This is a genomic window from Terribacillus jepli (assembly GCF_047228925.1).
Lineage (GTDB): Bacteria > Bacillota > Bacilli > Bacillales > Amphibacillaceae > Terribacillus.
Genome location: NZ_JBFEGH010000009.1, coordinates 98,652 through 123,393, shown reverse-complemented (window position 1 = coordinate 123,393; position 24,742 = coordinate 98,652). Strand labels below are relative to the sequence as shown.

Below are 24,742 nucleotides of genomic sequence, written 5' to 3'. Positions count from 1 at the left end.
GACAGCGCTGTCACATTTCCCTTAAAATAAACTTGTATATATAGAGATATGGAATGTTACCTTTTTGGGCATAACCTAGTCGATACCACTGTGCTGCAGTGTGTTATTGTGCTGGGTTATTTTTATTTTGGGAGGAGAGATTAGGATGAGTAATTCAGTTTTTCCAAATGATTTTCTATGGGGTGGTGCATTGGCTGCCAATCAAGCAGAAGGAGCTTTCCTGGAAGACGGAAAAGGACTGAGCACCGTTGATTTGCTCCCATCGGGGGAGAAACGCAGGGCATATATGGAAGGCCATATCCCTACATTGAAGCTGCAAAATGATTTATTCTATCCTTCCCATGAAGCCATCGACTTTTATCATCGCTTTCGTGAGGACATTACTTTATTTGCCGAAATGGGCTTCAAGGCACTTCGAGTATCTATTGCATGGACCAGGATTTTTCCCACTGGTGAAGAAGATGAACCGAATGAACATGGTCTCGCTTTCTATGATTCTTTGTTTGATTGTTTATTGGAGCATAAAATCGAGCCTGTCGTAACCTTAGCTCATTTCGATGTCCCGGTTGCCCTCGTAGAGAAATATGGCAGCTGGCGTAACCGGAAACTGGTAACTTTATTCGAGAAGTATGCCAAAACCGTCCTGACACGTTACCGCGATAAAGTAAAGTATTGGATGACATTCAACGAAATCAATATGTTGCTTCATCTTCCTTTCGTCGGTGCAGGGCTGATATTCGAAAAAGGTGATCAAGAATTGCAGATTAAATACCAAGCTGCACATCACCAACTGGTGGCAAGCGCTTTAGCTGTGAAAGCTTGTCATGAGATAGCGCCAGAAGCAAAAATCGGCTGCATGCTTGCCGCAGGTATGTTTTATCCATATACAAGCAATCCGGACGATGTCCAAGCTGCGTTGGATCGGGATCGGGAATCTTACTTTTTCATCGATGTCCAAGCTCGTGGATACTATCCAAGCTATGCCCGTAGATTCTTCGAGGAAAATGATCTTCAGATTGATATGCAACCTGAAGATCAAGAGATTTTAAAAATGAATACAGTAGATTACATCGGCTTCAGCTATTACTCCTCCAGGACGACCAGCACTGATCCGGAGGTCTTGGCGAAATCGACTGCGGGAAATGTATTCCACTCCGTTTCCAATCCATACCTCAAGAAGTCCGAGTGGGGCTGGACGATTGATCCAAAAGGCTTCCGAATCACAGCGAACCAGCTCTATGATCGATATCAGCTGCCCCTCTTCGTTGTCGAAAATGGATTGGGTGCAATTGACGAACCGAATAAAGAAGATGAGATAGAAGACGGCTACCGAATCGAATACTTAAAGCAGCATATCGAGCAGATGGCAGAAGCAATCAAAGATGGTGTTGATCTTATCGGCTACACAAGCTGGGGACCAATCGACCTGGTCAGCGCATCCACCGGTGAAATGAAGAAACGATACGGCTATATTTATGTAGATCGTGATAATCAAGGGAATGGCAGCTTGGAACGAAAAAAGAAGAAAAGCTTCCATTGGTACCAGAAAGTGATCAGTACAAATGGTTTAACATGATAGCAGTACAGGAAGACCAGATGCCCAACCGTTGGTTCAGGGCATCATGGCTCTCCCAAGGAGGTCATATACATGCGGATAGCCAGGATCATCAATAATAATGTCGTCAGTGTTTATCAATTGGATGGCACGGAATTGGTTGTAATGGGGAAAGGTTTGGCTTTCCACAAAAAAGTCGGGGATCGGCTGGATGATGGCAAGATTCAGAAGATCTTTACATTGAAAGACAAGCAAGTATCAAATAACTTTCAGACATTATTGCGACAAGTACCGATGGAGCTAGCTTCACTTGTAGAAACGATCGTCCAGGAAGCAACTGTACGGCTGCAAAAACAATTTCACGAAAATATTTACGTGGCACTGACTGATCATATCCATTTCGCTATCGAAAGGCATCAGCAGGGATATGATATTAAAAATGCCCTGTTATGGGAGACAAAGCAGCTTTACCCTGCTGAATTTGATGTTGGAAAGCAAGCTTTAGCTAAAATCAAAGAGTCTCTTGGATATCAATTGCCCGATGAGGAAGCTGGCTTGATTGCTATCCATTTCATAAATGCTGAAATGAATGAACAAGTATCCAACACGATGGACATCACCCGTTTCGTCGAGCATATCATGACAATCGTTAAGTATCATTACAAGATGGATCTAGATGAGAATTCCCTGAATGTATCCCGATTCATCACTCATTTACGATATTTTGCACAGCGTATCTTCACGAAGACATTCTATGGCAGCAATGATGCTTATCTTTATACAATGATGTCAGAAAAGTACCCCGAAGCAGCTGACTGCAGCAGGAAAATTAAAGATTTCATCGTATCCGAGTATGGGCATGAGCTGACAAACGAAGAGATGTTCTATTTAACAATCCACCTTCAGCGAGTTATGAACAGATAATCAATGTAAGCGTTGACATATCATTTCTATTTATTATAATGAATTCATCAACCAAATATAGATATTAGGATTGTAACTGATTCTCAGGCAAAACCTAAATGCAGGAAGCGGCGGATGCACCTCCACGCTTTACTGTGTTTAGGTTTTTTTCATTTTTTATGGAGGTGTTATCTATGTACAATGAATTGGCAAAAAAAATCATCAAGCTTATTGGTGGAGAGGGGAATGTCCGCTCACTTGTCCACTGTGCGACTCGACTGCGATTCGTACTCAAGGATGAATCGAAAGCTGACACAACTAAATTGGAAAATACCGATGGAATCATAACCGTCAAAAGAAGCGGTGGCCAGTATCAGGTCGTTATCGGAAATGACGTATCCCAAGTCTATCAAGCTATCGGTACCTTCACCAATTTGACTTCCGACAGCAAAAAAGCAGATAAGGATCAGCAGAAAAGCGGCAATATGCTCAGCAGAGCCATTGATGTTATTTCGAGTATCTTTGCACCACTATTAGGTGTAATGGCTGGTGCCGGTATTCTGAAAGGTTTGCTGCTGATTTCAGACAACTTAGGCTGGCTTGATTCTGCAGGGACGACTTATACGATCCTTTACGCAGCCGCTGATAGCTTCTTTTATTTCTTACCACTGTTGTTGGCTGTTACAACTGCCCGGAAATTCAATGGTAATATTTTTGTTGCCTTGACTATTGCTGGTGCACTTCTTTATCCAACAATTGTTACCTTGTTTGAGGAAGGTACAGATACTTCCTTCTTTGGTATTCCAGTTGTTCTAATGAAATACGCTTCAACGGTTCTTCCAATCATATTCTCAATAATATTAATGTCGAAGCTGGAAGATATATGTAACCGCTTCATCCATCAATCTGTCCGCAACTTCGTGACACCACTGATTTTGCTGACGATAATGGTTCCTGTCACGTTGATTGTATTCGGGCCGCTTGGTGTCAATATCGGTAATGGGATTGCCTCTGGACTTCTAGCAGTATTCAATTTCAGTCCATTGTTATTTGGCGCTCTGCTTGGCGGCGGCTGGCAGCTTCTGGTTATCTTTGGTGTACATTGGGGGTTAGCACCTGTATTCATCAATAATATCGCTGTAAATGGAAGTGATCCATTAAAACCGGCGGCAGCAGCTTCTATCTTTGCACAAACAGGGGCCGCACTGGCTGTCATGATCAAGACAAGGAATAAGAAAATGAAGGCTCTTTCGGGATCAGCTACAATCACCGCCCTTTTCGGTATTACAGAACCAGCCATCTACGGTGTCACGCTTCCTTTGAAGAAACCATTTATCGCTGGCATAATCGGCGGGGCTGTAGGTGGTGCCATCATTGCGCAGGCAGGAACGAAGGCGTTCGCATCCGGAGCACCAGGTTTACTTACTTTGCCTATTTTCTACGGTCCTGGCGGTGAGGGATTCCCTGGTCTGCTCATTGGAATAGCAGCTGCCTTTGTCGTTTCCGTTGTACTAACTCTCATTCTCGGTTTTGACGATAAAACGGAAACAGATATAGATAAAAAGGAAACAGAAGACACGTTGACATTACAGCAGAATGAAATTATCTCCAGCCCCCTTTCTGGCCGAGTCACCGCTCTCCAAAACGTGGATGATCCAGCATTTGCATCCGAAGCGATGGGGAAAGGGATTGCAATTGAGCCGACTGCTGGCAAGGTTGTATCCCCGATTGATGGAGAAGTAACGGTCGCTTTTAAGACCAAGCATGCCATCGGTTTGACTTCTGACCATGGAGCAGAAATACTGATTCACGTAGGTATTGATACTGTCCAGTTGGACGGCAAACATTTTATCCTGCATGTACAGCAAGGTGATCGAGTAAAACCAGGAGATTTGCTGCTTGAGTTTGATATGGAGGCAATCAAAGCAGCCGGATTCTCCCTTTCTACACCGATTATTGTAACGAACTCTTCCTCGTATATCTCTGTTACCGGGACAGAAGCGGCTAAAGTGGAAATCGGTGACGAAGTGATCAACTTGATGCTAGGCGAAATAACAGAAGAAAAAATCTCATGACGTAAAAAAGCAGTCTGCATTAGCAGACTGCTTTTCATATGTGCTGTTTATCCAATATCGAAGCAAACGAAGCTGCGAATTCCTGGCAGTTCCGAATATCTTCGTCTTCTGGTGATAGATCAACTTTCATATTATCAAGGACAATTTCCGCTCCGCGTTCCTTGAATTTCTCCTCGAATGTATCAATGGCCGCACCGTAGCTTGCATAAATCGAATCACAAGATCCAAAAAGGGCAACCGGCTTGCCATCCAGTTCGATGTCATCCAATTCATCGTAGAAATCCTCGATTTCATAAGGGATGTCTCCGTCTCCCCATGTATAGGTCCCCATTAAGATGCCATCATAATCGGTCATGGTAAAGACATCTAACTGATCTATATCAATTTGGAGCTTCGTTACCTCGACTCCTCTTTCTTCCAAAGTCTGTTCCATGATGTCAGCCATCTCTTCCGTGTTGCCCGACATACTGGTGAATGCTATCAGTACACTTGCCACCTTCATTCACTTCCCTTCATCTACCCTCATTTTAATTGATAACCATTCTCAATGTCAAATGGAGCAGTCCGGGAAGCATCAGTACCCTTTGACCGTCTGGTAGGCAAGTTTAAAATTCTTTTTTGTCTCTTCGCCGAAGATATTAATATCACCTTCGAAAATCTGTTCAACTGTGAGCTGATAAGCTTCTTCCACAGTACATCCGCGAGTATTCAGCAACAGGCGAAAATAGGATATGAAGTATTCCTCACTAAGAATCGCCGCGTTTTTCATCATCATACTACCTTTCCTTATAAATCCGTCATACTAGCGTAACACAACTATTGGGGTATAATACAGACATACAGCAGTATATGCAGAAAAAGAAGGTTTGTGTATGAAAGTGTATATCGCCATCGGCTGCGGCGGCAGTATCGGGGCACTCCTGCGTTATCTCGTCGGGATAATCATGCCGCAGACCGGCAGCTTTCCCTTAGGTACGCTTTGCATCAATATCATTGGTTGTTTCGCTATGGGGTATTTGACTAACTTTGTGAAAAGACGATTCTTTGCGGATAATCCTGCCCTTGCTAAAGGACTGACTACTGGCATGGTCGGCGCCTTTACGACCTTTTCGACTGTCAGCCTGGAAACAGCACTGCTTTTCCAAGATGATCTGTTACATATCGGATTGCTCTACCTTGCCTGCAGTACAACCGGCGGTCTAGGTGCTCTGCTTCTCGGGCTGCGACTTTCGCCGGACCCAAGTCATAAGGAGCATACTATATGAATATTATCTTCGTTTTAATAGGTGGATGGCTTGGAGCAGTGATTCGCTATGAAATCAGCAGACGGGTAGAGACCTCCTGGACATACAGCTTCCCGCTGGCGACCTTTCTGATCAATGTAATGGGTTCTTTCCTGATCGGACTGGTTTTCCAGGCAGATTGGGGAACGGACTGGCACAACTTCCTCGCCATTGGGTTCCTGGGCTCGTTTACCACATTTTCTACTTTCCATTTGGAAATTGTCCAATTAAGCAGCAAAAAGCGAATAATCATCGCTGTCAGTTACTTGCTATGCAGTTATGCTGCTGGTATTGCTTTAGCGTTGATCGGATTATCCATGTAAAAAGGGCACTGCTCCAAAGCAGTGCCCCGTTTTTCAGTAGCTCTCTATCGTGTTGTCATTTGTGTCAATTGGTTTCCTGACAATCGCCAGGATCCCTGCGACTAGAAATAGGATTGACTGGATAAAAGAACCGAAAAGTGTCAGAAAAGCAGACAGAACGGCTGTTACAATAAAGATAACACCAGAAACAGTGGATCTGCTGTCACGGCGTAATAGTACGATTCCCACAACACCCAGAATAGCCGATATCACACTGACAATGACGAAATACCATCCCAATCCGCCTAAAACACTGCTTATCAGATCTGCATCTTGAGCTGTAAGGGTAGGATCATTATAAATCTCCTCCCTCATGGCATCTCCAGCTGCCACGATGAAAAATCCAACCAAAATGGCAGCCAATGCATTAAAAACCACACCTATAATTCCTAAAACCAATTCTGCAGTACGTCCAATCAATCTGTTTCCCCTCTCTCAGCCAACTAATCTCTGCTTTCATCCAAAGGTCTTCTCGCAAGTACCAGGATGCCTGCAATAGTGTACAATACACCACCGATAAAGCCCGATAGGAATGTACCAATCGAACCCACCAAAGCCGCGATGATTAACATGACACCCAGTCCAACCTGCTTACGATCAGCTTTAAGCTTAACTGCTGCCACAATACCTAAGATGGTACAGATCACACTTACAATAATGATAAAGATCCCGATGGAACTTGCCATGCTGGCAACCATATCAGTATCGATCGGCTGGTCCAACCCGTTATCCAAAATTTCACCGCGAGCCGCTTCGGGATCGTACGTAGCAACTCTAACAGTTGTCATGACCGCAGTAATGAGGAAGACAATTGCACCAATGATGGCAAGTACCTTCTCCGCTGTTCGTTTCAACATGTCAAACCTCCTTCCTGCGTTAGTTCTTAATAAGTCTCTCCTCTATCATTATATTGCTCAACAGGCTTTCGCACAATCGCCATGATCCCTGCGATCAAATAGAGGATGCCGCCGATGATGCCTGTAAAGATAGACAGAAGCGTACCAAGCACTGCTGTAATAATAAGAAGCACACCAGCACCTGTTGCTTTCTTATTTGGTTTGAGCATAGCTAGGGAAACAAAACCAAGAATTGCACAAATCACGTATAGGATGATCAGCCAAATGGACATTCCAGTCACGATATCAGTAAACATGGAAGCATCCTCTTGCGAAAAACCTTGGTTTAGGAGTTCATTGGTTGCCGCTTCATCCGATCCTCCAAGACCCAAAGCAGACCACCCTGCGAAGATAAGAAACAAAACTGCCCCGATGATTGCCAACACTTTTTCTGCTGTTCTTTTCAACATATAAATTCCCCTCTCTTATTTTAGTGACCCGCCACATCTCGCTTGGCGAACAATACCCATCCTACGACTAAGAAAATTAGATAATACACAATTATGGTCACAATCGCAAATGTAAGTGTTAAATCGTCTATCACCTTATACCCTGTTGTAAATTGTGTTAAATCCAGATTCGCAAACAAGATATATTTTGCAAACGGTTTGTCTGCTATGAAGCCGACAACCGATGTGCCAACGAACATCAGGAAGATAGCCGTTCCGATTGCCAATGCACCATTTCGAAATGCCGCAGAAATCATGAACGCAAATGTCGACCATACGACCAGCTTTACCAGTTGCAGACCATAGTCCTGTGCGATCCGTGTCCATACGGAGACCTCAACAACTTCTCCATCCTTCACTTGTAACATGGAACCGTCGCCCCCAAGACCGAAGAACAACATTCCGAATAACCAAGAGAAGATGAATAATACTATCAATGCAGTCAATGCAAAAATCAATACACTCGCATACTTAGCAAAGAAGATCTTCGTCCTCGTTGCGGGTCGGATTAATAATAGCTTGATAGTTCCCCAGCGGTACTCATTTGCTATTATTCCGCCAGCAACTATAATCGTCAGCAAGCTGAGCACACTCGTAATAAAATTACCTTGATATAGGAATTCCCAAGCGGTCATCCCCTCAGGCTTTAAATCATTCTCAATTCGGTAGTTATTTATCAAGATATTCGAATCAGCCGGGTCGAATTCCGCAAGTGATTCGTTCTCTTCTTGCAATTGCTGCTTCCATGTCGCATCATCATAATCCGATACAAAACCATCTGCTGTCCGCATTAAAATTGCAAAGCCAAGTACTACGACAACAAGAATGCCAAGCATGATCCATGTCGACAGCTGGCTGTACAGCTTTGTCTGTTCATTACGGACAAGCTGGAAAAAATTACTCAATGACATTCTCTCCAATCACATGTAAGAATTTATCCTCTAGCGTCTTCCGTTCGACTGCAAAGCCATGCATTTCAATATCAGCGACTGCCAGTTCTTTGATGATGGATGGAATTTCACCGCGTGTTATCGGGAATGTCAGTTTCTCACCGCTGGCCATAGCCGTTACACCAAATCGTTCCTGCAGGAGACGCTGTGCTTTTTCGTGATAGCTTGGTGGACAATCGATCTGAACAACTTCAGTAGGCGCATCCTCTTCCGTGTTTTGGATTTGCTGGATAGAGATGAGTTCGCCGTTTTTCAGGATACCGATCCTGTCACACATCAGTTCCATTTCGGAAAGCAAGTGGCTGGAGACGATGACTGCCACATTTTCCTGTTCTGCCAATCTGCGTATGTATTGGCGGATTTCACGAATACCTGATGGATCCAAACCATTCGTCGGCTCATCCAAAATCAAGATGGATGGATTATGTAATAATGCCTGTGCGATGCCCAGACGCTGACGCATACCCAAGGAATATCGCTTTACTTTTTGATGGATGCGCTTTTCAAGTCCGACGAGTTTCACCACTTCATCGATTCGCTCTCTCGAAATCCCGGGAATCATTCTTGAAAATACAAGCAGATTCTTATAACCTGACATGAATCCATATAATTCCGGGTTCTCGACGATAGCGCCTACATGTCGGATTGCTTCTTTATAATCCGTCTTAATGCTCTTTCCTTGAATGCGCACATCACCTTCCGAAATCCGGATCAAGCCGACCATCATACGGATTGTCGTTGTTTTTCCTGCTCCATTCGGTCCTAGGAATCCGAATACCTCACCCGGCTGAATGTCGAAGTCCAATCCCTTCACAATCAGTTTAGAGCCGATCTGTTTCTTCAGCCCGATCAGCTGCATTGCCGGTTCTGCCATTTGGTTCACCCTTTCCTTGTAACATATTTGTCACTTTCCATAATATGTACGCATCACCTTGTCAGATTGTTTCATTTTTTAATAGAAAAACACCATGAATCACGTGATTCATGGTGCATTAGTTATTAATTACTATGTTTTTTACGACGGTTCCATGCATAAAGTACCGCTCCGGCAGCCATCAATACCGCACCGGTTAAGAGGACATTACCAACCGGAGACGCTGTATCCGGCAGGCGTTTTCCTTCTTCTTTCACTGTCTCACTAGCAGTCTTCGTTGGTGTGACTGTTACCTTTTCTTTTACAGGCGCTTTGTGTTTTGGAGCTGCCTGCTCAACTGCCGGCTTTGGTTGTTCGACAGCAGCCGGAATTTCAAAGATTTCATGGTTCACCAGATCTCCAGTCAAAGAGAAATCCATCAGCAGGTTACCATCTGCATCATACAGCTCGACAAACAGGATTTGATTGCCGATGTCTGTTATACGAGATAACTCCTCGATTGTGACTTCCTGCTTCGTTTCCCCATCCACTAAATAAAACTTGGCTTTTAACTGGAACAAATCCATTGCTTCTTGCCAGATGGACACGATTTCATCACGCTGACTATCATCCAATTCATTGACGGTTTCAAAGTCACCGAATACTTCCAAACGATCATACAATGCCAATAGTCTCTCAAAGAACGCATCATCCATGCCGCCCAGGACTGTATTTAGATGGTCATAGAAATTAAGGTATTCGTCTTTACTGATCCCGATCGCTTGAAGGAACGGACTCATGGATTCCCATTCCATTTCGAAATCATAGCCGCTTTCGGTATAGATGAATGTTGCTAATTCATCGTAGCTAGCAAAGTCATCCAATGTCATTCCATTATCGTTCAAAAGTTGATCCAACTCTTCCTTACTCATGCCCACTTCCAGCAACAGGAAATGTAAGGACACGCCGTTGATATCGTTGTAGATCACATCATATAGATCATCCATATATGCATAACTGTAAAGGTCTAATCCATTTTCAGCAAAGAGATCGGCTAATTCCTTCTCTGTCATTTCAAGATCGTCAGCCAGCATTTGGAGATTCTCGGCATTCACTGGTTCACCCATAACATAGTACAAGTCGGTAACAAGTAAAACATCCTTAGCCGTATAGCCTTTCTCTGCATATCCTTGATCCTTTAGCCTTTGATCGAATTGTTCCGCAGTATAATTATTTTCATCCAAAAATGCTTGGAAGTTTTCACTCGTTACCGGTTCACCGAGAAATTCACGTAATTCTTCCACGGAGCCCGCATCGATTTCCTCAAGAGTTCCCCAGTCAAAATCAACCAAATAACGTTTCAAACCTTCCACATCTGTACCAAGCTCAGCCGCGTAGGCTTCCAGTTCTTTCTCGTCAATGGCAGCAAACGCAGTCTGCGGAGCCACCGCTTGCAGGCAAAGCAAAACCATGATCATTCCAATCACTAGCTTCTTTGTCACGTATGTTTCCTCCTGGAAATATATTTATGTAATTCCAGATTATTATAAACGCAACATGAAGGCTTGGCTAGATAATTATTTACAAAATTTAAACTTTTTTACTTGACATCGAAAAACTCCTTGATCAAGGGGTTTTTCGACAATAATCTACTTATTTCAATGATAATCCCATTCGTTTTGAGCGGGTTTGCATGCCCATTTTGACGTAGAAATCTTCTGCCCTGGAGTTGAAATTCCATACATTCAATTCTATCTCTGTAGCCCCGATTTTTTTGCCATGTCGTTTGACTTTCTCAAACAGATGGCCGCCGATTCCTTTGCCGCGCATATCGGATCGGACACAGAATTCCTCGATGAAGATATGTGCACGATGTGAAACCGTTTCATTTGTTATCCGTATTGTAGCAAAAGCCATGACTTCCTTTGCTTTTTCCACCAAGAAAACTTTTTTATTATCTAGATAAATATTGCTTTCGAACACATGCTGATCAAGCGGTTCCGTCTTTTTGACGAAATACTCCGGCTGATTTTGATAATGTGTATTGTATAATTCCTTGTACAGAACAGCGACTTGGTCGTAATCAGAGACCTTGGCTTCGCGTATCTTGAACATCGGCTTCACCTCTGCAGCTTGTAGTCTTGTTAACCAGTTTATCATGTTCGTCCCCCTCCGTCATAAAACTGTTCAAATAAACTGCCGTCAGCAGAGAAAACGCTTCTTCTAGCCATTTCTCCAAACGAATCGGGAATCCCTGCGTAACTTTGACAAGTTTCTAGATCTATAGGAAAATAGAAGGAACGAAAGGAGGTGTATACAGATGCTGTACGCTTTTTGGAATATGTTCGCGGATGATTTTACATCGTTGGTATTCTATATCGGTCTGACGATGACCCTCATCTTGGCGCATCGGACAACAACGAAAGTCACGAGTCGTTTTCGTACCAGTGATGTGATGCAATGGCAGTATGTCTATTCATTAGACAACTGGCAATCGCATACTCCTACCACTATTTCTTACAGCAGGCCGATCGTTCATTGGCTCGCTCGCACTACGATGCGCAAGGACGGTCCGGACGATGATGGCGAGGCAGCTTCTTGTTTGTATCCATATAAGAATCAATCGATACAACAAGGAGGAAAAACGATTTGCAACGCACATCTGTATCCACTTTCTTCAAAAAGTACGGTATTATTTTAAGTTTCATTGGTCTGCTCGCAGTATTGGCAGGATGCCAGGGCACCAGCGGAGGGACATCTGGCGAGGGATGGTTCAACCATTATTTCATCAGTCCGTTCTCTTACTTGATCAAGCTGATTGCCAGTTACTTCAACGACGATTACGGTATCAGCATCATTTTGATCACCTTGGCAGTACGTCTCATTTTGATGCCTTTGATGCTGATGCAGCTGAAAAAAGGCTATGAAACACAGGAAAAGATGAAACTGTTCAAGCCAGAGCTGGATGCCTTGCAGGCTAAATACAAAAACAAAACGGATGCTGAGTCTCGCCAGAAGCAGCAGCAGGAAATGATGGAGCTTTATCGGAAGCATGGAATGAATCCTTTCTCTGCGATGGGATGTCTCCCGCTGTTGATCCAGATGCCGTTTCTGATCGGTTTCTATTCAGCCATCCGTAACACACCAGAGATTGCAACGCATGATTTCCTTTGGTTCAATCTTGGCACACCGGATATTACATTGACAGTGATTGCGATGGCAGTCTACTGGCTGCAATACCGCGTCTCCCAGATTGGGGTGGATCCGGCAAGAAGGCAGCAAGCCCGTATGATCGGTATCATCTCACCGCTTATGATCGGGTTTATCTCCTTCAGTTCACCAGCGGTACTACCGCTATACTGGGCAGTCGGTGGACTATTCGTCATCTGTCAGACATTGCTGGCAAAGTTTTTATTCCAACGTAAAAAATGAGCATAGAAAAACCACTTCCAAGATCGGAAGTGGTTTTTGCTTATTATTCTACAACATTCACTTTCAAATCAACATCGATGTTGCCGCGAGTCGCTTTGGAGTAAGGGCAGAACTGATGTGTCTTTTCCAATAGGTCCTCTGCTTCTTCCTGGGAAACACCTTTTACGTCTACAGTGATAGCAGCAGCGATTTTAAACCCATCGCCATCTTTCAAAAGGCTTACATCAACAGAAGTTTCTGTTTCAACACGCTTGCGCTCAAGTCTTGCCACGTGGTTGAAAGCACCGTCGAAGCATGCAGAATAGCCTGCTGCGAATAATTGCTCTGGATTGGAACCTTCACGATCTTTCTTGCTGCCCGGTTGGACAAGGTCAAGATCGATCAAACCATCATCAGATTTTACATGGCCTTCACGACCGCCAGTTGCTTTTGCGTGAGATGTGAACAATACATCACTCATGTTAATTCACTCCTGTTTCGTTTATTAGTTTGAAAAAACTGCATACAGTATTACTAATACCTTTTTACCGTTATTTTAAACATAAAGCAAACGAATTGCTTAAGCTGTGACGTCTCGTTTCATGAAGCTGAACCAGGTGATACCAGTGATGATAACAAAATAAATTGCCATCACTGCCACGGAGAAACCTAATGTCATACCATCCACAGGCGGAACATTTCCCGGGTTGTATACTGTCAGATCCACATTATTGAATAAGATATACTTCGACCAATCATATCTTGATAGTATGAAACTAATGGTCGGGAAGAACATCGAGATGAAGATGGAAAATCCGATTGCCAAGGCCGTATTACGGAAAATGGCAGATAAAGCAAATGCAATTGTCGCATAGATTAACGTCTGGACAAAATTCAGCCCGTAATCCCTCATAGTGGAAGCTAGTATATTATTTGTCACAGCTTCCCCATTATCAAAGACAACACTCTTCGCATCAAATCCATTGAATCCGAAGAATATTCCACCGATAATAAAGGAAAATCCGATGAAGAATATAAAGAAAATAACTGTCGTGACAAGCATGCTTACATACTTGGAAGTTAACACACTGAAACGAGAAGGTGTCTTGGTAAGCAATAATTTGATTGTACCCGTACCGAATTCGGAAGAGACAAGCCCCCCTGCAATTATAGCGATGAACAAGATAAGAAATGGCGCACAGTAATACATGATGCTTTCCATATAAGAAGCAAGTGAATCACTTTGGACCGGCGCGATGTCGTGATCCAGCTGATATTGCATGGTGGCCAAATCTTGCTGGAAGTCCGCGGCGTCCAACTCTCCAGCCTCGACTTGTTTTTGTAAGTCCTGTATCTGCTGTTCTGTGTTTGCTCGCCAGTCACCATTACTGTCCTCTGCGTAATATGCCGTAAATGCAGCGATTGTAATGAGTAATGCCGCCGCAATCCCCAGCATGATCCACGTCGACAGACGACGGAAAGTTTTCATATGTTCATTTCTTACCAGATTAATGAATTTAGACAATTTCCTTCCCTCCAGTCAATTCCAGGAATGTATCTTCCAATGTTTTCGTTTCGGCTTGGATGCCGTAGATGTTGATTGCTTCCTTCGTCAATTTGGCTGCCGCTGCCGGAATCTCATCACGCGTCAGCTCAATGATGACATGTTTATCCTTGATCTGCGGTTTTTTGCTTCCCATATCCCGGAGAACGATTGCTGCCTGATCCACCGGTTCGACCTGGAAGCTGACCATTTGGGTTTGTTCACTCGATATTTCATGTACTTGCTGCACCCCTAGCATCTTGCCATGCTGCAAAACTCCGATTCGGTCACACATCAATTCCATTTCGCTCAATAAGTGGCTGGATACGATAACTGCAAGCCCCTCTGTTTCTGCCAGGTTGCGGATATATTCACGCATTTCGCGAATCCCGGCTGGATCCAAGCCATTTGTCGGTTCATCAAGAATGAGGACATCCGGACGATGCAGCAATGCTTGTGCAATACCGAGACGCTGTCTCATCCCAAGGGAATAGGTTTTTACCTTGTCATGTATCCGTTTCTTCAAGCCAACCAGCTCGATGACTTCATCAATCCGTTTTTTATCAACGCCATCATTCATTCTCGCAAAATGCACAAGATTCAGATAACCTGACAGATACTTATACATTTCCGGGTTCTCGACAATCGCACCGATATGTTTCATCGCTGCTCCATGAGATGTTTTGATACTATTGCCTTTAATCAGGATATCTCCATCCGTTATCCCCATCAATCCGACAATCATCCGGATCGTAGTAGTCTTCCCTGCACCATTCGGCCCTAGGAAGCCGAACACCTCACCTGGATAAATGGAGAAATTGATGCGATCGATAATTTTCCGACCGCGTATTACTTTGGTTACTTGCTTTATTTCGACTGCTGGCTGCTTATGCATGTTTTTTCGCTCCTTTGCTTGTAATAAGAGTTGCAATGCTTCTTTACTCATAGATCGAGCTCATCCATTCCAATATGCCCTTCTGCTCATCATAGCGAAGTTCTTCCACATTCCGGTGATCCACCAATACACCATCTTTGATAGCGATCACCTCATCGAGGATCATCTCCACTTCCATGATCTGATGCGTGGAAAGGAGAACAAGCTGCTTCTCCGTGTCCACGAATGTGATCAGGCCTTTCACAATGGAATCCCGGACAAGCGGATCCAGGCCGGATAGCGGCTCATCCATCAGCAGGACTGGTACTTCCCTTGACAGCGTCAGGATGATTTTCAACCTGCCTCGATTCCCCTTGGACAAATGCTTCACTTTTGTATTGGCATCCAGGTTCATATAAGCTCGGATTTCTTCGGCTTTTTCTTTATTGAAATCGGGGAATTGCGTCGCAAAGAAATCGATCGTCTGCTGAACGGTGTAGAAAGAATAATACTCATCAAGCTCCGACAGATAACTCACTTTCGAAGCCATCCGGCGTGTCACTTTCTTTCCGTCCAGTTCCACAGACCCTTTGGTCGGGCTGATCAGACCAGCAATGAGCTTCATCGTCGTTGATTTACCCGCTCCATTCAATCCGACAAGACCGATGATTTTGCCTTTATCGAGCTTCAAATTCACGTCTCTCAGTGCCGTCTTCGTCATATAACGCTTTGTCACATCTTTGAATTCAATCATGACGCGCGCCTCCTTCCAAATAAGTTTGGAGCCCTTCGGTTATTTCCTCATTTTGATAACCCATGTCGTGCATGACTTGAATGAAATTCTCGATTTGTTCTTGTTTCAGCTTCTCACGTATCGAAAGAAGAATATCTTCATTTTCCGTCACGAATGTTCCTTGCCCTCTGCGTGATTCCACGATTCCCGATGCCTCCAGTTCGCGGTACGTCCGCTGTACCGTATTCGGATTTACTTTCGATGAAACTGCCATTTCCCGTACAGAAGGCAGTTTATCCCCAGGCTTCAATTCGCCGCTGACAATCTGTCTATTCAGCCGATCTGCCAGCTGCAGATAAATCGGCTGGGAAGATTGAAATGTATCGGTCATACTCTACACCTCTACTTTTTTGTCTAATAACCAAGATGCAATGAAAAAGATGATGAGAATAGTAATCAATTCAATAACATAATTACCAGCATAGATGAAAGTGTTCTCACCTTGAAAATTGACTATGGCTTCTTTGACACTAATATCGAATTGAAGAGAATTTGCGATAAAGCCTAAATCGATTCTTCCCCATTCTGTAATCGCAGTGTAGAATTTGGTATCGACTATAAGTCCGTATGAAAGATAGGCAAACACCCACCAGCCTATGAAGACAACTGTTCCACTTAGAAATGATGGCATGTATCTTTCCAATAGTAGAAAAACAACGTATGCAAGAATGACGTAAACAGAAAAGTCTATTGAAAAGGAAACTACGTGCAGGAATGCAATTATACCGATCTTAAACCATGTGTCATTTGAAAACTCGACAAAGTGCAAACCACCTAAATATGCCGCAATACTTACGATGAGCAAAGAAATTATCATGTAAACCGTTCCTGTCACCAGTTTTGCTGCGAGAAGACCTGAAGCGTGCATCGGATTATGGAGCCAGAGATGCAATTTTTTCCTTTCTACTCCGAGACTATAAAGCATGTAAATAGCCAGGAAAAAGAAGTGTCCACTGCCCCAGACTAAACCGATGATACCGACAGCATCCCACACATGTCCAAATCTATAGGTAGTAGCGGCGACTATAACTAAGCCGACAAGGAATAGTACAACTGCCAATAGCAAGATCGGCAATCCCACACGGAATTCCTTCTTTACTAACGCTAGCCAAGCTTTCATGAAATAAACCCTCCTGATGTATCACTGTATTAATCAAATAGTACACTAATACATAAATACACGTCAATAGGCAAAGAAAAAAAGCTGGAACATTTTTTCCTGTTCCAGCTTTTTCTTTTCGTTTCAGCCTTCGTATCCGATGGATTCCTTGTAGGCTTTCGCGTATTGATCGGCTGCTTTGATAGCATCCACGACCTGGTCTGCTGTGATCGTACCAGGCAGATTGTGAATGGATTCCCCTTCTTGTACTGCTAGTTCGGCAACCTTGAGCAAGTCTTCATCCGAGACATCTTTCAGTTTGATATCTTCCAGCGTAACCGGGAGTCCCAGAGCGAGATAGAAATCAATGTATGTGTTGATTTCATCCAATGTGCGATCCTCCAAGGCCAGCTGTGTCAGTGTACCGAATGCAACCTTTTCCCCGTGGGTAAGGTTGTGGATTTCGCCATGCAGGGCGGTGAAACCATTGTGGATGGCATGTGCCGCTCCAAGTCCGCCGCTTTCAAAGCCGAGTCCGCTGAGCAGTGTATTGGCTTCGACTACAGCTTCCAATGCAGGCGTGACGATCTGACGCTTATTTGCTTCATATGCAAGCAAACCATACTCAAACAATACCTCTTCCGCTTTCTCCGCAATCGCTTGGCCGGCAATCGTCGCCAGACCGCCAGCCATGTTAGTGCCCCGTCCTTCAATGGAGGCACGTGCTTCCACCCAAGTGGCCATTGCATCCGCAATTCCGGAAGCTAAAAAACGCGGAGGTGCTTGGGAGATGATTTTTGTATCGACTAGGACAAGGTCCGGATTCTTGTCATAAAACTTGTAGCTCTCGAATGTTCCTTCCTCAGAGTAAATAACGCTCAAGCCGCTCGTCGGTGCATCAGTCGATGCTGTCGTCGGCATGATGACAACCCCGACCTGCAGCTCGTCCGCGACTGCTTTGGCTGTATCCAGTGTTTTCCCGCCTCCGATACCGATGACAACATTACTTTCCTTGCCTTCACCCGCAATTCTTTTGATCTCTTCCGTCGAAGCTTCTCCGCCGAATACGATTCTTTTCGTCTGGATACCGTTTTGCTCCAAATTCTCAAGCACTGTATTACCTGCCAAGTCCCACACAAAATCATCAGCAAGTGCTAGCGCACTATCTCCGATTTTTTTCACATGCTCGCCAGCTTTCTGGAGCACGTCCTTTCCTTGAACATAGCGGCTTGGACTGATAAATACTTTTTCCATGAATAAGACCCCTCTCCAACTTTTGAATAATCACACTCCAAATCCTCTTCCCTCTTTGTTCTGTTTGCTAACGTAAAATTCCTCTTTCTTGGCAAATTAATGGCGCTTTGTGCATATATTTCATCTGGAGCCATGAATGTAGAGGAGGGCTAGAATTGACGCAGCATTCCAATAACAAATACCGGCCGGCCCAGCCCGGCACGAACTTCTATTTCCCACCCCAGCACCAAGACCAGCAGCCTGGGATAGAGGGGCTGATGCAACCGAGGCCGATCATTGAGACAGACGCGTATAAAGGAGCAGGAAAACTTACCGGAAAGGTAGCTATCATCACTGGAGGTGACAGCGGCATCGGTGCAGCAGCAGCCATTGCTTTTGCAAAAGAAGGTGCAGATGTTGTCATCCCCTACTATTATGAGTACGAAAACGAAGACGCCAGCCGTACAAAGAACAGAATCGAGCAGCTTGGCCAGCGCTGTACATTGATTGTAGGCGACCTGCGCAGCGAAGCGCATTGCCGGGCTGTCATCGAGCATACCATCCAGACTTACGGGAAACTGGATATCCTAGTGAACAATCACGGGGTCCAATTCCCTCAAGATTCTTTGACGGATATCTCCACTGCGCAATGGGATGCAACATTCCATACAAATATCTTTGCTTTCTTCTATTTGACCAAGGCTGCACTCCCTCATTTGAAAAGGGGAAGCACCATTGTGAATACAACGTCAGTGACCGCTTATGAGGGGAAGCCTGATTTGATTGATTATGTATGCACGAAAGGAGCGATCGTCGGCTTCACTAGAGCTCTATCACAGAACCTTGCAACAAAAGGGATACGAGTGAATGGTGTGGCACCAGGACCGATCTGGACGCCACTCATCCCTTCCAGTTTCTCTGCTGAAGATGTTGCCACTTTCGGTCAGGATGTACCAATGAAACGTGCTGGCCAGCCATATGAACTGGCTCCGGCCTATGTATACCTGGCTAGTGAAGACTCCTCCTACGTAACCGGACAAATCATTCACGTAAACGGCGGTACAATGGTAAGTTCCTAAAAGAAAAAGCCTGCGCAATTCATATGCGCAGGCTTTTGGTATCAATAAGATGCTTTGTAGATCTCAAGTGAATCTTCTTTATTCAGTTTGCGATACCCGCCGAATTCACCGTTCGCGTAAGCTTTTTCAGCCATCAATTCCAAGCTGTCCTCGGAAATGTCGTAGTCACGAAGCGTAGCCGGAGCATCGATGCTGTTCCAGAATGCTCGTAATGCATCGATTCCTTCCAGCGCAGCTTCTTTATCCGTTTTGCCTGTCGGATCAATACCAAAGACACGGACTGCAAGCTGCTTGAAACGAGGTGCAGTCTCCTCATCAAGTACATGCTTCATCCAATTAGGGAAGATGATCGCCAGACCGCCGCCATGCGGAATGTCATGGACAGCAGAAACAGCATGCTCCAAGTTATGTGTCGCCCAGTCGCCACGATAGCCCATATTCAGCACGCCATTCAATGCCATCGTTCCACTGTAAAGGATAGCAGCGCGATTGTCGTAATTCTCCAGATCCTCAAGAAGCTTCGGTCCTATTTCCATCACAGTGCGCAACAAGGATTCACAGAATCGATCCTGTAATTCCGTGTTTGTTGTTGTATGGAAGTAATGCTCCAATGTGTGGGACATCATGTCAACGATGCCATAGATTGTTTGATCACGCGGTACCGTGAACGTATTCTGGGGATCCAGGATAGAGAATTTCGGGAATGTATGTGGGCTTCCCCAGCCATATTTCTCATTTGTTTCCCAGTTCGTGATAACGGAACCAGAGTTCATTTCGGAACCTGTCGCCGCAAGGGTCAGCACTGTCCCGAATGGCAGAGCATCTTCTGCGAAGGCTTTCTTCGTCACGATATCCCATACATCACCATCATATTTCGCACCCGCTGCAATCGCCTTTGTACAGTCAATCACACTACCGCCACCAACAGCGAGCAGGACATCGATTCCTTCTGTTTTACAGATTTCCACACCTTTGCGTGCAGTAGAGACACGAGGATTCGGCTCCACACCAGAAAGCTCGAATACTTCTGCGCCGATCTCTTTCAGTTCTTTCCATACTTTATCGTACAAGCCGCTGCGTTTGATGCTGCCGCCGCCATATACAAGCAATACTTTCTTGCCATAAGCAGGAATTTCTTCTCTCAATTTATCTAATTGATCTTTACCGAAAATCAATTTCGTCGGGTTATAAAACGTAAAATTATCCAATCTAATCGCCTCCACATTTTATTATGCTTAAGGCCCGGGATAGAAGTAAAGCAATCCGCTCAGCCTATCGAAACTTATAATAATCCATTTCATTCAATCATTGACGCTGCAACGGCAGAGAACAGCAGCGGAATGAGCCGCCTGATTTGATGATTTCCGAGAAGGTCACTTCGACTACCGTCACACCTTCTTTACGCAGCGCTTCATTCACGCGCTTATTGGAAGGCAGGCTAACCAGCTTATTTGGTGCAAACGAAAGGATATTGGTACCCATATAGAATTGTTCTTCTTCAGAAATCTCGATCGTCTTGTATAGCTTGCGGAACCTATCCAGATCTTCCTGCACAAAAGCACCTGGATAAAGGATTGCCAAATCATCCCGGACCAGATTGAAAACGCAGTCCAAATGCAGGATATCCTCACGAATCTTCACTGGAATCACTTCATATTCCGGCAGCAGCTGCTGTAATTGCTGTACAGCATTCTTGTCTGTCCGTTTACTCAGACCGACCCATACTCGTTGATGATCAATTACAACATCCCCACCTTCAATCGTACCCTCCGTGATATCCTTGTATGTAAGTTCCTGTTCCTCAAGCCATTCACGCAATACTTTGGTTTCCCCTTTGCGTATGTCATCTTCCATATTCGACGCAAATAACGTATCTCCTATACAAAAACCGATATCCCGGGTATAGACTTGCTCATTGAATGGTTCCTGTGCCGGTAATGACATGACATCCACCCCATGGTCCCTTAGTGCATTTACAAAGTCAGTGTGCTGCTTCATGGCTGTATGCTGATCGATATTATGATTCAAATAGTGCTTTTGTGTTTCATTGATCACTTTCCGTATTTCCATAAATGTTGGCGGACAGACGACAACATACTTAAGCTGGCCAAATTCCGTCTGGCACTTGATTTGAGGTTTTTTCTCTTCCTGCATCTTAGTCATATGCTTCCCTCCATTGTTGGCTTTTGGACAACACTCTCCATATCATTCCCTGTTTTCGGGTTTAATAAGCTACCAAAAAAGGGATACTACCTGTAGAAATCAGAAGGAGGAGAGCACGATGGAACAATCAGAAGTCAGAAAACACGTTGAACAAATTCTCGAAAATCAAAAAATCGGCACACTTGCCACCGTTCAAGGCGGCAAGCCTTACACTCGATATATGGCTTTCTTCAACGAAGGATATACCTTATATTGCGCAACTAGCGGCAGCTCACACAAAGTGGACGATATCGAGAGCAATCACAATGTTCATATCTTGCTCGGATATAATGGTGATGGCGTCGGTGACGATTACGTGGAAATCGAGGCCGATGCCAAAGTAAGTGAGTCTCCCGAACTGAAACAACAGCTTTGGAAAGACAGCTTCAGTGCATGGCTGGACGGACCCGATGACCCGGATTATGTCGTATTGGAGATCAATCCCGACAAAATCTACTTGAAGAACGTGAGTAAAAGCGACGTATATACCGTCGATCTATAAGGAAAAAGCAGAACTACTTTCGGTTCTGCTTTTTATAAATTGGGAAAAAAGCCTGTTAAAACGGGCCATCGCAGCTTTCCGCAGTGTCCCTTTCGATTTGAATTCCCTGACTTGCGATGGAGCCATAGCCATTTTTCCCCGATTTCACGCCTGTGTGATGATTTCCTAGTACACTATACTCGACCTTTTTCCTCCGTAATGACCTGCTGCTCATCTCCCGCAAGCAACGCTGCCATGCTTTTGTCATCACGTATCACCCTCGGTTGTTTCGATCTTTTTTATTTTCTGCAAGCAATGCCTCGATTCCTGCTTCGAGACTGTTTGGAAGTCCCCGACTTCGATGTCCGCTTTTCCGTCTTCGCCAGCTGAAATCGGCGAAAACCAAGAGCTTGACCCACCAGTTTCGATTCGGTTTTGATAAATAGCAATGACTTCCTCTGCCCTTTCAGCAGATACATCGAAAATCGAGTGATAATATACATGGAATCCCGCAAAATTAGATTATCCTAAATAGCATTTCATTTATCCACATACAAAAAGCCATGATCAAATGATCATGGCTTTTCCTCTAATTCAATCGATCCATTGCGTTTCTTCTGGCTGTGAATAACAGCAATCCGACAAGCACTGCCGCTGCAGCGACATAATATGGAGCCCCGATTGAAATATGCTCCGACACTTTCCCTGCAAGCCACGGTGATATCGAACCACCCGTGAAGCGAAGGAAACTATATGCAGCTGATGCAGTGGAACGCTCAACTGGCGATACTTCCATAACAGCTGTTGTCATGACAGTATTGTTGATACCAAGTAATAACCCCATCAATGCTATCATGACAATCAGGAATACCGGCCAATGTGCGCCGATGCCCATCAAAGCCAACGTAATGATGATACCGACCATTATCAGACTAAGCGACTTCTTCGTGCCCAGTTTTGCTTCAAAAGACGGAGCGATGAAGATTGAACCAATCGCCAGCATAATACCCCAGACAAAGAATACGAACCCAATACCGAATTCACCAAGGTTCAAAACAAATGGTGAATAAGTCAGTAAAGTAAAGAACCCGAAGTTATAGAATAAAGCTGTCAAACCAATCGTCAGGAGTCCTGGATGCCGAAGCGCCTGAAATGGTGCCGAAAGTGAAATTTTCTTTGCCGGTTTCGGTACATCGGTCAGCAACATCCATACCGCCAGCAATCCAATCAGCATCAGCACAGCCACCCCGAAGAAAGGTGCACGCCAGTGAATAGATCCCAGCAGGCCACCCAAAAGCGGTCCAACTGACATCCCTAAACCAAGAGCCGCTTCATAGAGCATGATGGCAACTGCCGAACCGCCGCTGGCCACGCTGACGATCACAGCAAGTGCAGTGGAGATGAATAATGCATTGCCTAGTCCCCAGCCGGCACGAAGTCCGACCAATTCATCCACACTGCCCGCAAGTCCCCCTAGGGTCGAGAACAAGATGATGATGACCAATCCAGTCAGCAACGTCATTTTCGGACCGATCCGGCTCGATAACCAGCCTGTGATCAGCATCATGATCCCGGTAACGAGCAAATAGCTCGTAAATAATAATTCAACCTGACTTGGTGTCGCATCCATTTGGGCTGCGATGGAAGGCAGGATCGGGTCGACCAGCCCGATCCCCATGAATGCTACCACACATGCAAAAGCAACCGCCCATGCCGCTTTCGGTTGCTCAAAAATACGTTTTATGCTATGTGCGTCTTCTTGTAATTCTTTTTCCGCTTGTTCGATTTCGTGTCCATCGGGTATCGTTTCATTACGAATGTCCGACATACACTCATCTCCTTTCTTTTATTCAGCGAGCATCTTACGGCTCAGCCTTATGAACTCATTCTTTTCTTCTTCCGTCAATTTATCCAAAAAAGAACCAAACGCTTTATCTCTGGCACCTGAGAAGCTCTCATAGAAATCAGACCCTTTTTGGGTAATTGTAAGCATGACCACCCGACGGTCTTTCTCTGAATGGATGCGCTCTAGGTAACCTTCCTTGATCATGCGGTTCCCTAAATTCGTCGCCCCGCTGTAGCTGATACCTACTTCTTCGGCTAAATCAGACATGCGCATCGGACCATTATTTTTCAAAAGCCTCAGCAACACGAGCTGCGGCCCGGAAATCTGAAAATCCCATTCCTTCCGCAACGCTTTATTGACATTGCGCACTAATTCGATAAAATCTACCATATCTCTGCTTTCCACAGACAAACCCCCAATTGCTTTCTACTAGTATTAGTATACATTATTATTTCATACATGTGAAATAAATTTCATCAAAAAAGTTTCAACCGCCATCATCAGCAGCTGAAACTCCTCTTTATCCTCTTCTTTTCATTGTCTTTTCCGTCTGTTCATTCACAGCTTGTCTAATATGGTACAGTTCGGCATACATACCTGCTGCAAACACCCCAATGATACTGAGCAGCACACTTACGATCATTGCCATGAAGTCTAAATCAAAACCGAGCATAGCGACCACACCGATGATAAATCCGATCACTAAGCCGATAGCAGTGAATTGGAGTATTTTACCGAATGTTACTGAATACATCTATCCACATCCTCTCATCTGCCTTTTCACTTATTTTTCTTGTACCCCAAACTGAATGAGACTATTCTTCCATCCGATCGTTTAGTATAATAAGCCAAAAA

General features: G+C 44.5%; 31 protein-coding genes. 9 read left to right on the top strand and 22 right to left on the bottom strand.

The window, feature by feature from the left end; all coding sequences use genetic code 11:
- Positions 1-145 precede the first annotated feature (145 nt).
- The 3 genes from ascB (at position 146) to AB1K91_RS11725 (ending at position 4,533) form a co-directional block, all read left to right on the top strand.
- Complete coding sequence (gene ascB, locus AB1K91_RS11735; protein ID WP_413090021.1) at positions 146-1,576, top strand: 6-phospho-beta-glucosidase; 1,431 nt, start codon at positions 146-148, stop codon at positions 1,574-1,576.
- A 72-nt stretch (positions 1,577-1,648) separates the two neighbouring features.
- On the top strand, positions 1,649-2,479 hold the full coding sequence (gene licT, locus AB1K91_RS11730) for a BglG family transcription antiterminator LicT (RefSeq protein WP_413090020.1): 831 nt from the start codon (positions 1,649-1,651) through the stop codon (positions 2,477-2,479).
- A 173-nt stretch (positions 2,480-2,652) separates the two neighbouring features.
- Positions 2,653-4,533, top strand: a complete 1,881-nt coding sequence (locus tag AB1K91_RS11725; protein WP_413090019.1) for a beta-glucoside-specific PTS transporter subunit IIABC — start codon at positions 2,653-2,655, stop codon at positions 4,531-4,533.
- 34 nt (positions 4,534-4,567) lie between these two features.
- Here the strand turns inward: AB1K91_RS11725 and AB1K91_RS11720 are convergent, their stop codons facing one another.
- On the bottom strand, positions 4,568-5,029 hold the full coding sequence (locus AB1K91_RS11720; RefSeq protein WP_413090061.1) for a flavodoxin: 462 nt from the start codon (positions 5,027-5,029) through the stop codon (positions 4,568-4,570).
- Positions 5,030-5,107: 78 nt separating this feature from the next.
- Positions 5,108-5,308 (bottom strand): hypothetical protein, encoded by a 201-nt coding sequence (locus AB1K91_RS11715; RefSeq protein WP_413090018.1) that lies wholly within the window; start codon positions 5,306-5,308, stop codon positions 5,108-5,110.
- Between the two features lie 97 nt (positions 5,309-5,405).
- On the opposite strand from AB1K91_RS11715, the gene crcB (AB1K91_RS11710) reads away from it, so the two are divergent.
- A complete protein-coding gene (gene crcB / locus AB1K91_RS11710; protein ID WP_413090017.1) occupies positions 5,406-5,798 on the top strand; it encodes a fluoride efflux transporter CrcB in 393 nt (130 codons plus the stop codon).
- Positions 5,795-6,139, top strand: coding sequence for a fluoride efflux transporter CrcB (gene crcB, locus AB1K91_RS11705; protein ID WP_413090016.1), 345 nt, complete (start codon positions 5,795-5,797; stop codon positions 6,137-6,139). The genes crcB (AB1K91_RS11710) and crcB (AB1K91_RS11705) overlap by 4 nt, the downstream gene beginning before the upstream one ends.
- Positions 6,140-6,172: 33 nt before the next feature.
- On the opposite strand, the gene AB1K91_RS11700 is transcribed toward crcB (AB1K91_RS11705), so the two are convergent.
- From AB1K91_RS11700 to AB1K91_RS11670, 7 genes are all read right to left on the bottom strand, one after another.
- Positions 6,173-6,598 carry a DUF4064 domain-containing protein gene (locus AB1K91_RS11700; protein ID WP_413090015.1) on the bottom strand — a complete coding sequence of 142 codons (426 nt, stop codon included), beginning with the start codon at positions 6,596-6,598 and terminating at the stop codon, positions 6,173-6,175.
- A 23-nt stretch (positions 6,599-6,621) separates the two neighbouring features.
- On the bottom strand, positions 6,622-7,035 hold the full coding sequence (locus AB1K91_RS11695) for a DUF4064 domain-containing protein (protein WP_413090014.1): 414 nt from the start codon (positions 7,033-7,035) through the stop codon (positions 6,622-6,624).
- Between the two features lie 26 nt (positions 7,036-7,061).
- Positions 7,062-7,484 (bottom strand): DUF4064 domain-containing protein, encoded by a 423-nt coding sequence (locus AB1K91_RS11690; protein WP_413090013.1) that lies wholly within the window; start codon positions 7,482-7,484, stop codon positions 7,062-7,064.
- Between the two features lie 20 nt (positions 7,485-7,504).
- The gene (locus AB1K91_RS11685) at positions 7,505-8,434 is read right to left on the bottom strand and encodes an ABC transporter permease (protein ID WP_413090012.1); all 930 of its coding nucleotides are present in this window, start codon (positions 8,432-8,434) and stop codon (positions 7,505-7,507) included.
- On the bottom strand, positions 8,421-9,347 hold the full coding sequence (locus AB1K91_RS11680; RefSeq protein WP_093727506.1) for an ABC transporter ATP-binding protein: 927 nt from the start codon (positions 9,345-9,347) through the stop codon (positions 8,421-8,423). Before AB1K91_RS11680 ends, AB1K91_RS11685 begins: the two co-directional genes overlap by 14 nt.
- Positions 9,348-9,472: 125 nt before the next feature.
- Entirely contained in the window at positions 9,473-10,828 is a 1,356-nt protein-coding gene (locus AB1K91_RS11675) for a processed acidic surface protein (protein ID WP_413090011.1), read from the bottom strand.
- A gap of 151 nt (positions 10,829-10,979) precedes the next feature.
- Positions 10,980-11,486, bottom strand: coding sequence for a GNAT family N-acetyltransferase (locus tag AB1K91_RS11670; protein WP_413090010.1), 507 nt, complete (start codon positions 11,484-11,486; stop codon positions 10,980-10,982).
- Between the two features lie 160 nt (positions 11,487-11,646).
- Between AB1K91_RS11670 and AB1K91_RS11665 the strand changes: the two genes are divergently transcribed.
- The gene (locus AB1K91_RS11665; RefSeq protein ID WP_413090009.1) at positions 11,647-12,027 is read left to right on the top strand and encodes a hypothetical protein; all 381 of its coding nucleotides are present in this window, start codon (positions 11,647-11,649) and stop codon (positions 12,025-12,027) included.
- On the top strand, positions 11,976-12,758 hold the full coding sequence (gene yidC / locus AB1K91_RS11660) for a membrane protein insertase YidC (protein ID WP_413090008.1): 783 nt from the start codon (positions 11,976-11,978) through the stop codon (positions 12,756-12,758). The genes AB1K91_RS11665 and yidC overlap by 52 nt, the downstream gene beginning before the upstream one ends.
- Positions 12,759-12,801: 43 nt before the next feature.
- Here the strand turns inward: yidC and AB1K91_RS11655 are convergent, their stop codons facing one another.
- From AB1K91_RS11655 to AB1K91_RS11625, 7 genes are all read right to left on the bottom strand, one after another.
- Positions 12,802-13,218 (bottom strand): organic hydroperoxide resistance protein, encoded by a 417-nt coding sequence (locus AB1K91_RS11655; protein ID WP_413090007.1) that lies wholly within the window; start codon positions 13,216-13,218, stop codon positions 12,802-12,804.
- 99 nt (positions 13,219-13,317) lie between these two features.
- Complete coding sequence (locus tag AB1K91_RS11650) at positions 13,318-14,262, bottom strand: ABC transporter permease (protein WP_413090006.1); 945 nt, start codon at positions 14,260-14,262, stop codon at positions 13,318-13,320.
- Positions 14,255-15,175, bottom strand: a complete 921-nt coding sequence (locus AB1K91_RS11645; protein ID WP_413090005.1) for an ABC transporter ATP-binding protein — start codon at positions 15,173-15,175, stop codon at positions 14,255-14,257. Before AB1K91_RS11645 ends, AB1K91_RS11650 begins: the two co-directional genes overlap by 8 nt.
- A 43-nt stretch (positions 15,176-15,218) precedes the next feature.
- Positions 15,219-15,908 carry an ABC transporter ATP-binding protein gene (locus tag AB1K91_RS11640; RefSeq protein ID WP_413090004.1) on the bottom strand — a complete coding sequence of 230 codons (690 nt, stop codon included), beginning with the start codon at positions 15,906-15,908 and terminating at the stop codon, positions 15,219-15,221.
- Entirely contained in the window at positions 15,901-16,278 is a 378-nt protein-coding gene (locus AB1K91_RS11635; RefSeq protein ID WP_413090003.1) for a GntR family transcriptional regulator, read from the bottom strand. The genes AB1K91_RS11640 and AB1K91_RS11635 overlap by 8 nt, the downstream gene beginning before the upstream one ends.
- A 3-nt stretch (positions 16,279-16,281) precedes the next feature.
- A complete protein-coding gene (locus AB1K91_RS11630) occupies positions 16,282-17,067 on the bottom strand; it encodes a hypothetical protein (protein ID WP_413090002.1) in 786 nt (261 codons plus the stop codon).
- A 123-nt stretch (positions 17,068-17,190) separates the two neighbouring features.
- A complete protein-coding gene (locus AB1K91_RS11625) occupies positions 17,191-18,300 on the bottom strand; it encodes a glycerol dehydrogenase (RefSeq protein WP_413090001.1) in 1,110 nt (369 codons plus the stop codon).
- Between the two features lie 155 nt (positions 18,301-18,455).
- On the opposite strand from AB1K91_RS11625, the gene AB1K91_RS11620 reads away from it, so the two are divergent.
- The gene (locus tag AB1K91_RS11620; protein WP_413090000.1) at positions 18,456-19,358 is read left to right on the top strand and encodes an SDR family oxidoreductase; all 903 of its coding nucleotides are present in this window, start codon (positions 18,456-18,458) and stop codon (positions 19,356-19,358) included.
- 41 nt (positions 19,359-19,399) lie between these two features.
- Here the strand turns inward: AB1K91_RS11620 and AB1K91_RS11615 are convergent, their stop codons facing one another.
- Both AB1K91_RS11615 and AB1K91_RS11610 read right to left on the bottom strand, forming a co-directional pair.
- Positions 19,400-20,566 carry an iron-containing alcohol dehydrogenase gene (locus AB1K91_RS11615; protein WP_413089999.1) on the bottom strand — a complete coding sequence of 389 codons (1,167 nt, stop codon included), beginning with the start codon at positions 20,564-20,566 and terminating at the stop codon, positions 19,400-19,402.
- 97 nt (positions 20,567-20,663) lie between these two features.
- Complete coding sequence (locus AB1K91_RS11610; protein WP_413089998.1) at positions 20,664-21,521, bottom strand: dimethylarginine dimethylaminohydrolase family protein; 858 nt, start codon at positions 21,519-21,521, stop codon at positions 20,664-20,666.
- Between the two features lie 118 nt (positions 21,522-21,639).
- Between AB1K91_RS11610 and AB1K91_RS11605 the strand changes: the two genes are divergently transcribed.
- The gene (locus AB1K91_RS11605; RefSeq protein ID WP_413089997.1) at positions 21,640-22,062 is read left to right on the top strand and encodes a pyridoxamine 5'-phosphate oxidase family protein; all 423 of its coding nucleotides are present in this window, start codon (positions 21,640-21,642) and stop codon (positions 22,060-22,062) included.
- 55 nt (positions 22,063-22,117) lie between these two features.
- Here the strand turns inward: AB1K91_RS11605 and AB1K91_RS11600 are convergent, their stop codons facing one another.
- From AB1K91_RS11600 to AB1K91_RS11585, 4 genes are all read right to left on the bottom strand, one after another.
- Positions 22,118-22,309: a hypothetical protein gene (locus AB1K91_RS11600; protein WP_413089996.1), complete on the bottom strand. Its 192-nt coding sequence runs from the start codon at positions 22,307-22,309 to the stop codon at positions 22,118-22,120.
- 321 nt (positions 22,310-22,630) lie between these two features.
- Entirely contained in the window at positions 22,631-23,869 is a 1,239-nt protein-coding gene (locus AB1K91_RS11595) for an MFS transporter (RefSeq protein ID WP_413089995.1), read from the bottom strand.
- Between the two features lie 18 nt (positions 23,870-23,887).
- The gene (locus AB1K91_RS11590; RefSeq protein ID WP_413089994.1) at positions 23,888-24,292 is read right to left on the bottom strand and encodes a MarR family winged helix-turn-helix transcriptional regulator; all 405 of its coding nucleotides are present in this window, start codon (positions 24,290-24,292) and stop codon (positions 23,888-23,890) included.
- Between the two features lie 115 nt (positions 24,293-24,407).
- Positions 24,408-24,641 (bottom strand): hypothetical protein, encoded by a 234-nt coding sequence (locus AB1K91_RS11585; RefSeq protein ID WP_413089993.1) that lies wholly within the window; start codon positions 24,639-24,641, stop codon positions 24,408-24,410.
- Positions 24,642-24,742 lie beyond the last annotated feature (101 nt).

Bases quoted from the DNA above. Each gene is read 5' to 3' on its own strand.
- ascB (WP_413090021.1), top strand. From the start codon at position 146: ATGAGTAATTCAGTTTTTCCAAATGATTTTCTATGGGGTGGTGCATTG.
- licT (WP_413090020.1), top strand. From the start codon at position 1,649: ATGCGGATAGCCAGGATCATCAATAATAATGTCGTCAGTGTTTATCAA.
- AB1K91_RS11725 (WP_413090019.1), top strand. From the start codon at position 2,653: ATGTACAATGAATTGGCAAAAAAAATCATCAAGCTTATTGGTGGAGAG.
- AB1K91_RS11715 (WP_413090018.1), bottom strand. From the start codon at position 5,308: ATGATGATGAAAAACGCGGCGATTCTTAGTGAGGAATACTTCATATCC.
- crcB (WP_413090017.1), top strand. From the start codon at position 5,406: ATGAAAGTGTATATCGCCATCGGCTGCGGCGGCAGTATCGGGGCACTC.
- crcB (WP_413090016.1), top strand. From the start codon at position 5,795: ATGAATATTATCTTCGTTTTAATAGGTGGATGGCTTGGAGCAGTGATT.
- AB1K91_RS11695 (WP_413090014.1), bottom strand. From the start codon at position 7,035: ATGTTGAAACGAACAGCGGAGAAGGTACTTGCCATCATTGGTGCAATT.
- AB1K91_RS11690 (WP_413090013.1), bottom strand. From the start codon at position 7,484: ATGTTGAAAAGAACAGCAGAAAAAGTGTTGGCAATCATCGGGGCAGTT.
- AB1K91_RS11685 (WP_413090012.1), bottom strand. From the start codon at position 8,434: ATGTCATTGAGTAATTTTTTCCAGCTTGTCCGTAATGAACAGACAAAG.
- AB1K91_RS11680 (WP_093727506.1), bottom strand. From the start codon at position 9,347: ATGGCAGAACCGGCAATGCAGCTGATCGGGCTGAAGAAACAGATCGGC.
- AB1K91_RS11670 (WP_413090010.1), bottom strand. From the start codon at position 11,486: ATGATAAACTGGTTAACAAGACTACAAGCTGCAGAGGTGAAGCCGATG.
- AB1K91_RS11665 (WP_413090009.1), top strand. From the start codon at position 11,647: ATGCTGTACGCTTTTTGGAATATGTTCGCGGATGATTTTACATCGTTG.
- AB1K91_RS11655 (WP_413090007.1), bottom strand. From the start codon at position 13,218: ATGAGTGATGTATTGTTCACATCTCACGCAAAAGCAACTGGCGGTCGT.
- AB1K91_RS11645 (WP_413090005.1), bottom strand. From the start codon at position 15,175: ATGCATAAGCAGCCAGCAGTCGAAATAAAGCAAGTAACCAAAGTAATA.
- AB1K91_RS11640 (WP_413090004.1), bottom strand. From the start codon at position 15,908: ATGATTGAATTCAAAGATGTGACAAAGCGTTATATGACGAAGACGGCA.
- AB1K91_RS11635 (WP_413090003.1), bottom strand. From the start codon at position 16,278: ATGACCGATACATTTCAATCTTCCCAGCCGATTTATCTGCAGCTGGCA.
- AB1K91_RS11630 (WP_413090002.1), bottom strand. From the start codon at position 17,067: ATGAAAGCTTGGCTAGCGTTAGTAAAGAAGGAATTCCGTGTGGGATTG.
- AB1K91_RS11625 (WP_413090001.1), bottom strand. From the start codon at position 18,300: ATGGAAAAAGTATTTATCAGTCCAAGCCGCTATGTTCAAGGAAAGGAC.
- AB1K91_RS11610 (WP_413089998.1), bottom strand. From the start codon at position 21,521: ATGACTAAGATGCAGGAAGAGAAAAAACCTCAAATCAAGTGCCAGACG.
- AB1K91_RS11605 (WP_413089997.1), top strand. From the start codon at position 21,640: ATGGAACAATCAGAAGTCAGAAAACACGTTGAACAAATTCTCGAAAAT.
- AB1K91_RS11600 (WP_413089996.1), bottom strand. From the start codon at position 22,309: ATGACAAAAGCATGGCAGCGTTGCTTGCGGGAGATGAGCAGCAGGTCA.
- AB1K91_RS11595 (WP_413089995.1), bottom strand. From the start codon at position 23,869: ATGTCGGACATTCGTAATGAAACGATACCCGATGGACACGAAATCGAA.
- AB1K91_RS11585 (WP_413089993.1), bottom strand. From the start codon at position 24,641: ATGTATTCAGTAACATTCGGTAAAATACTCCAATTCACTGCTATCGGC.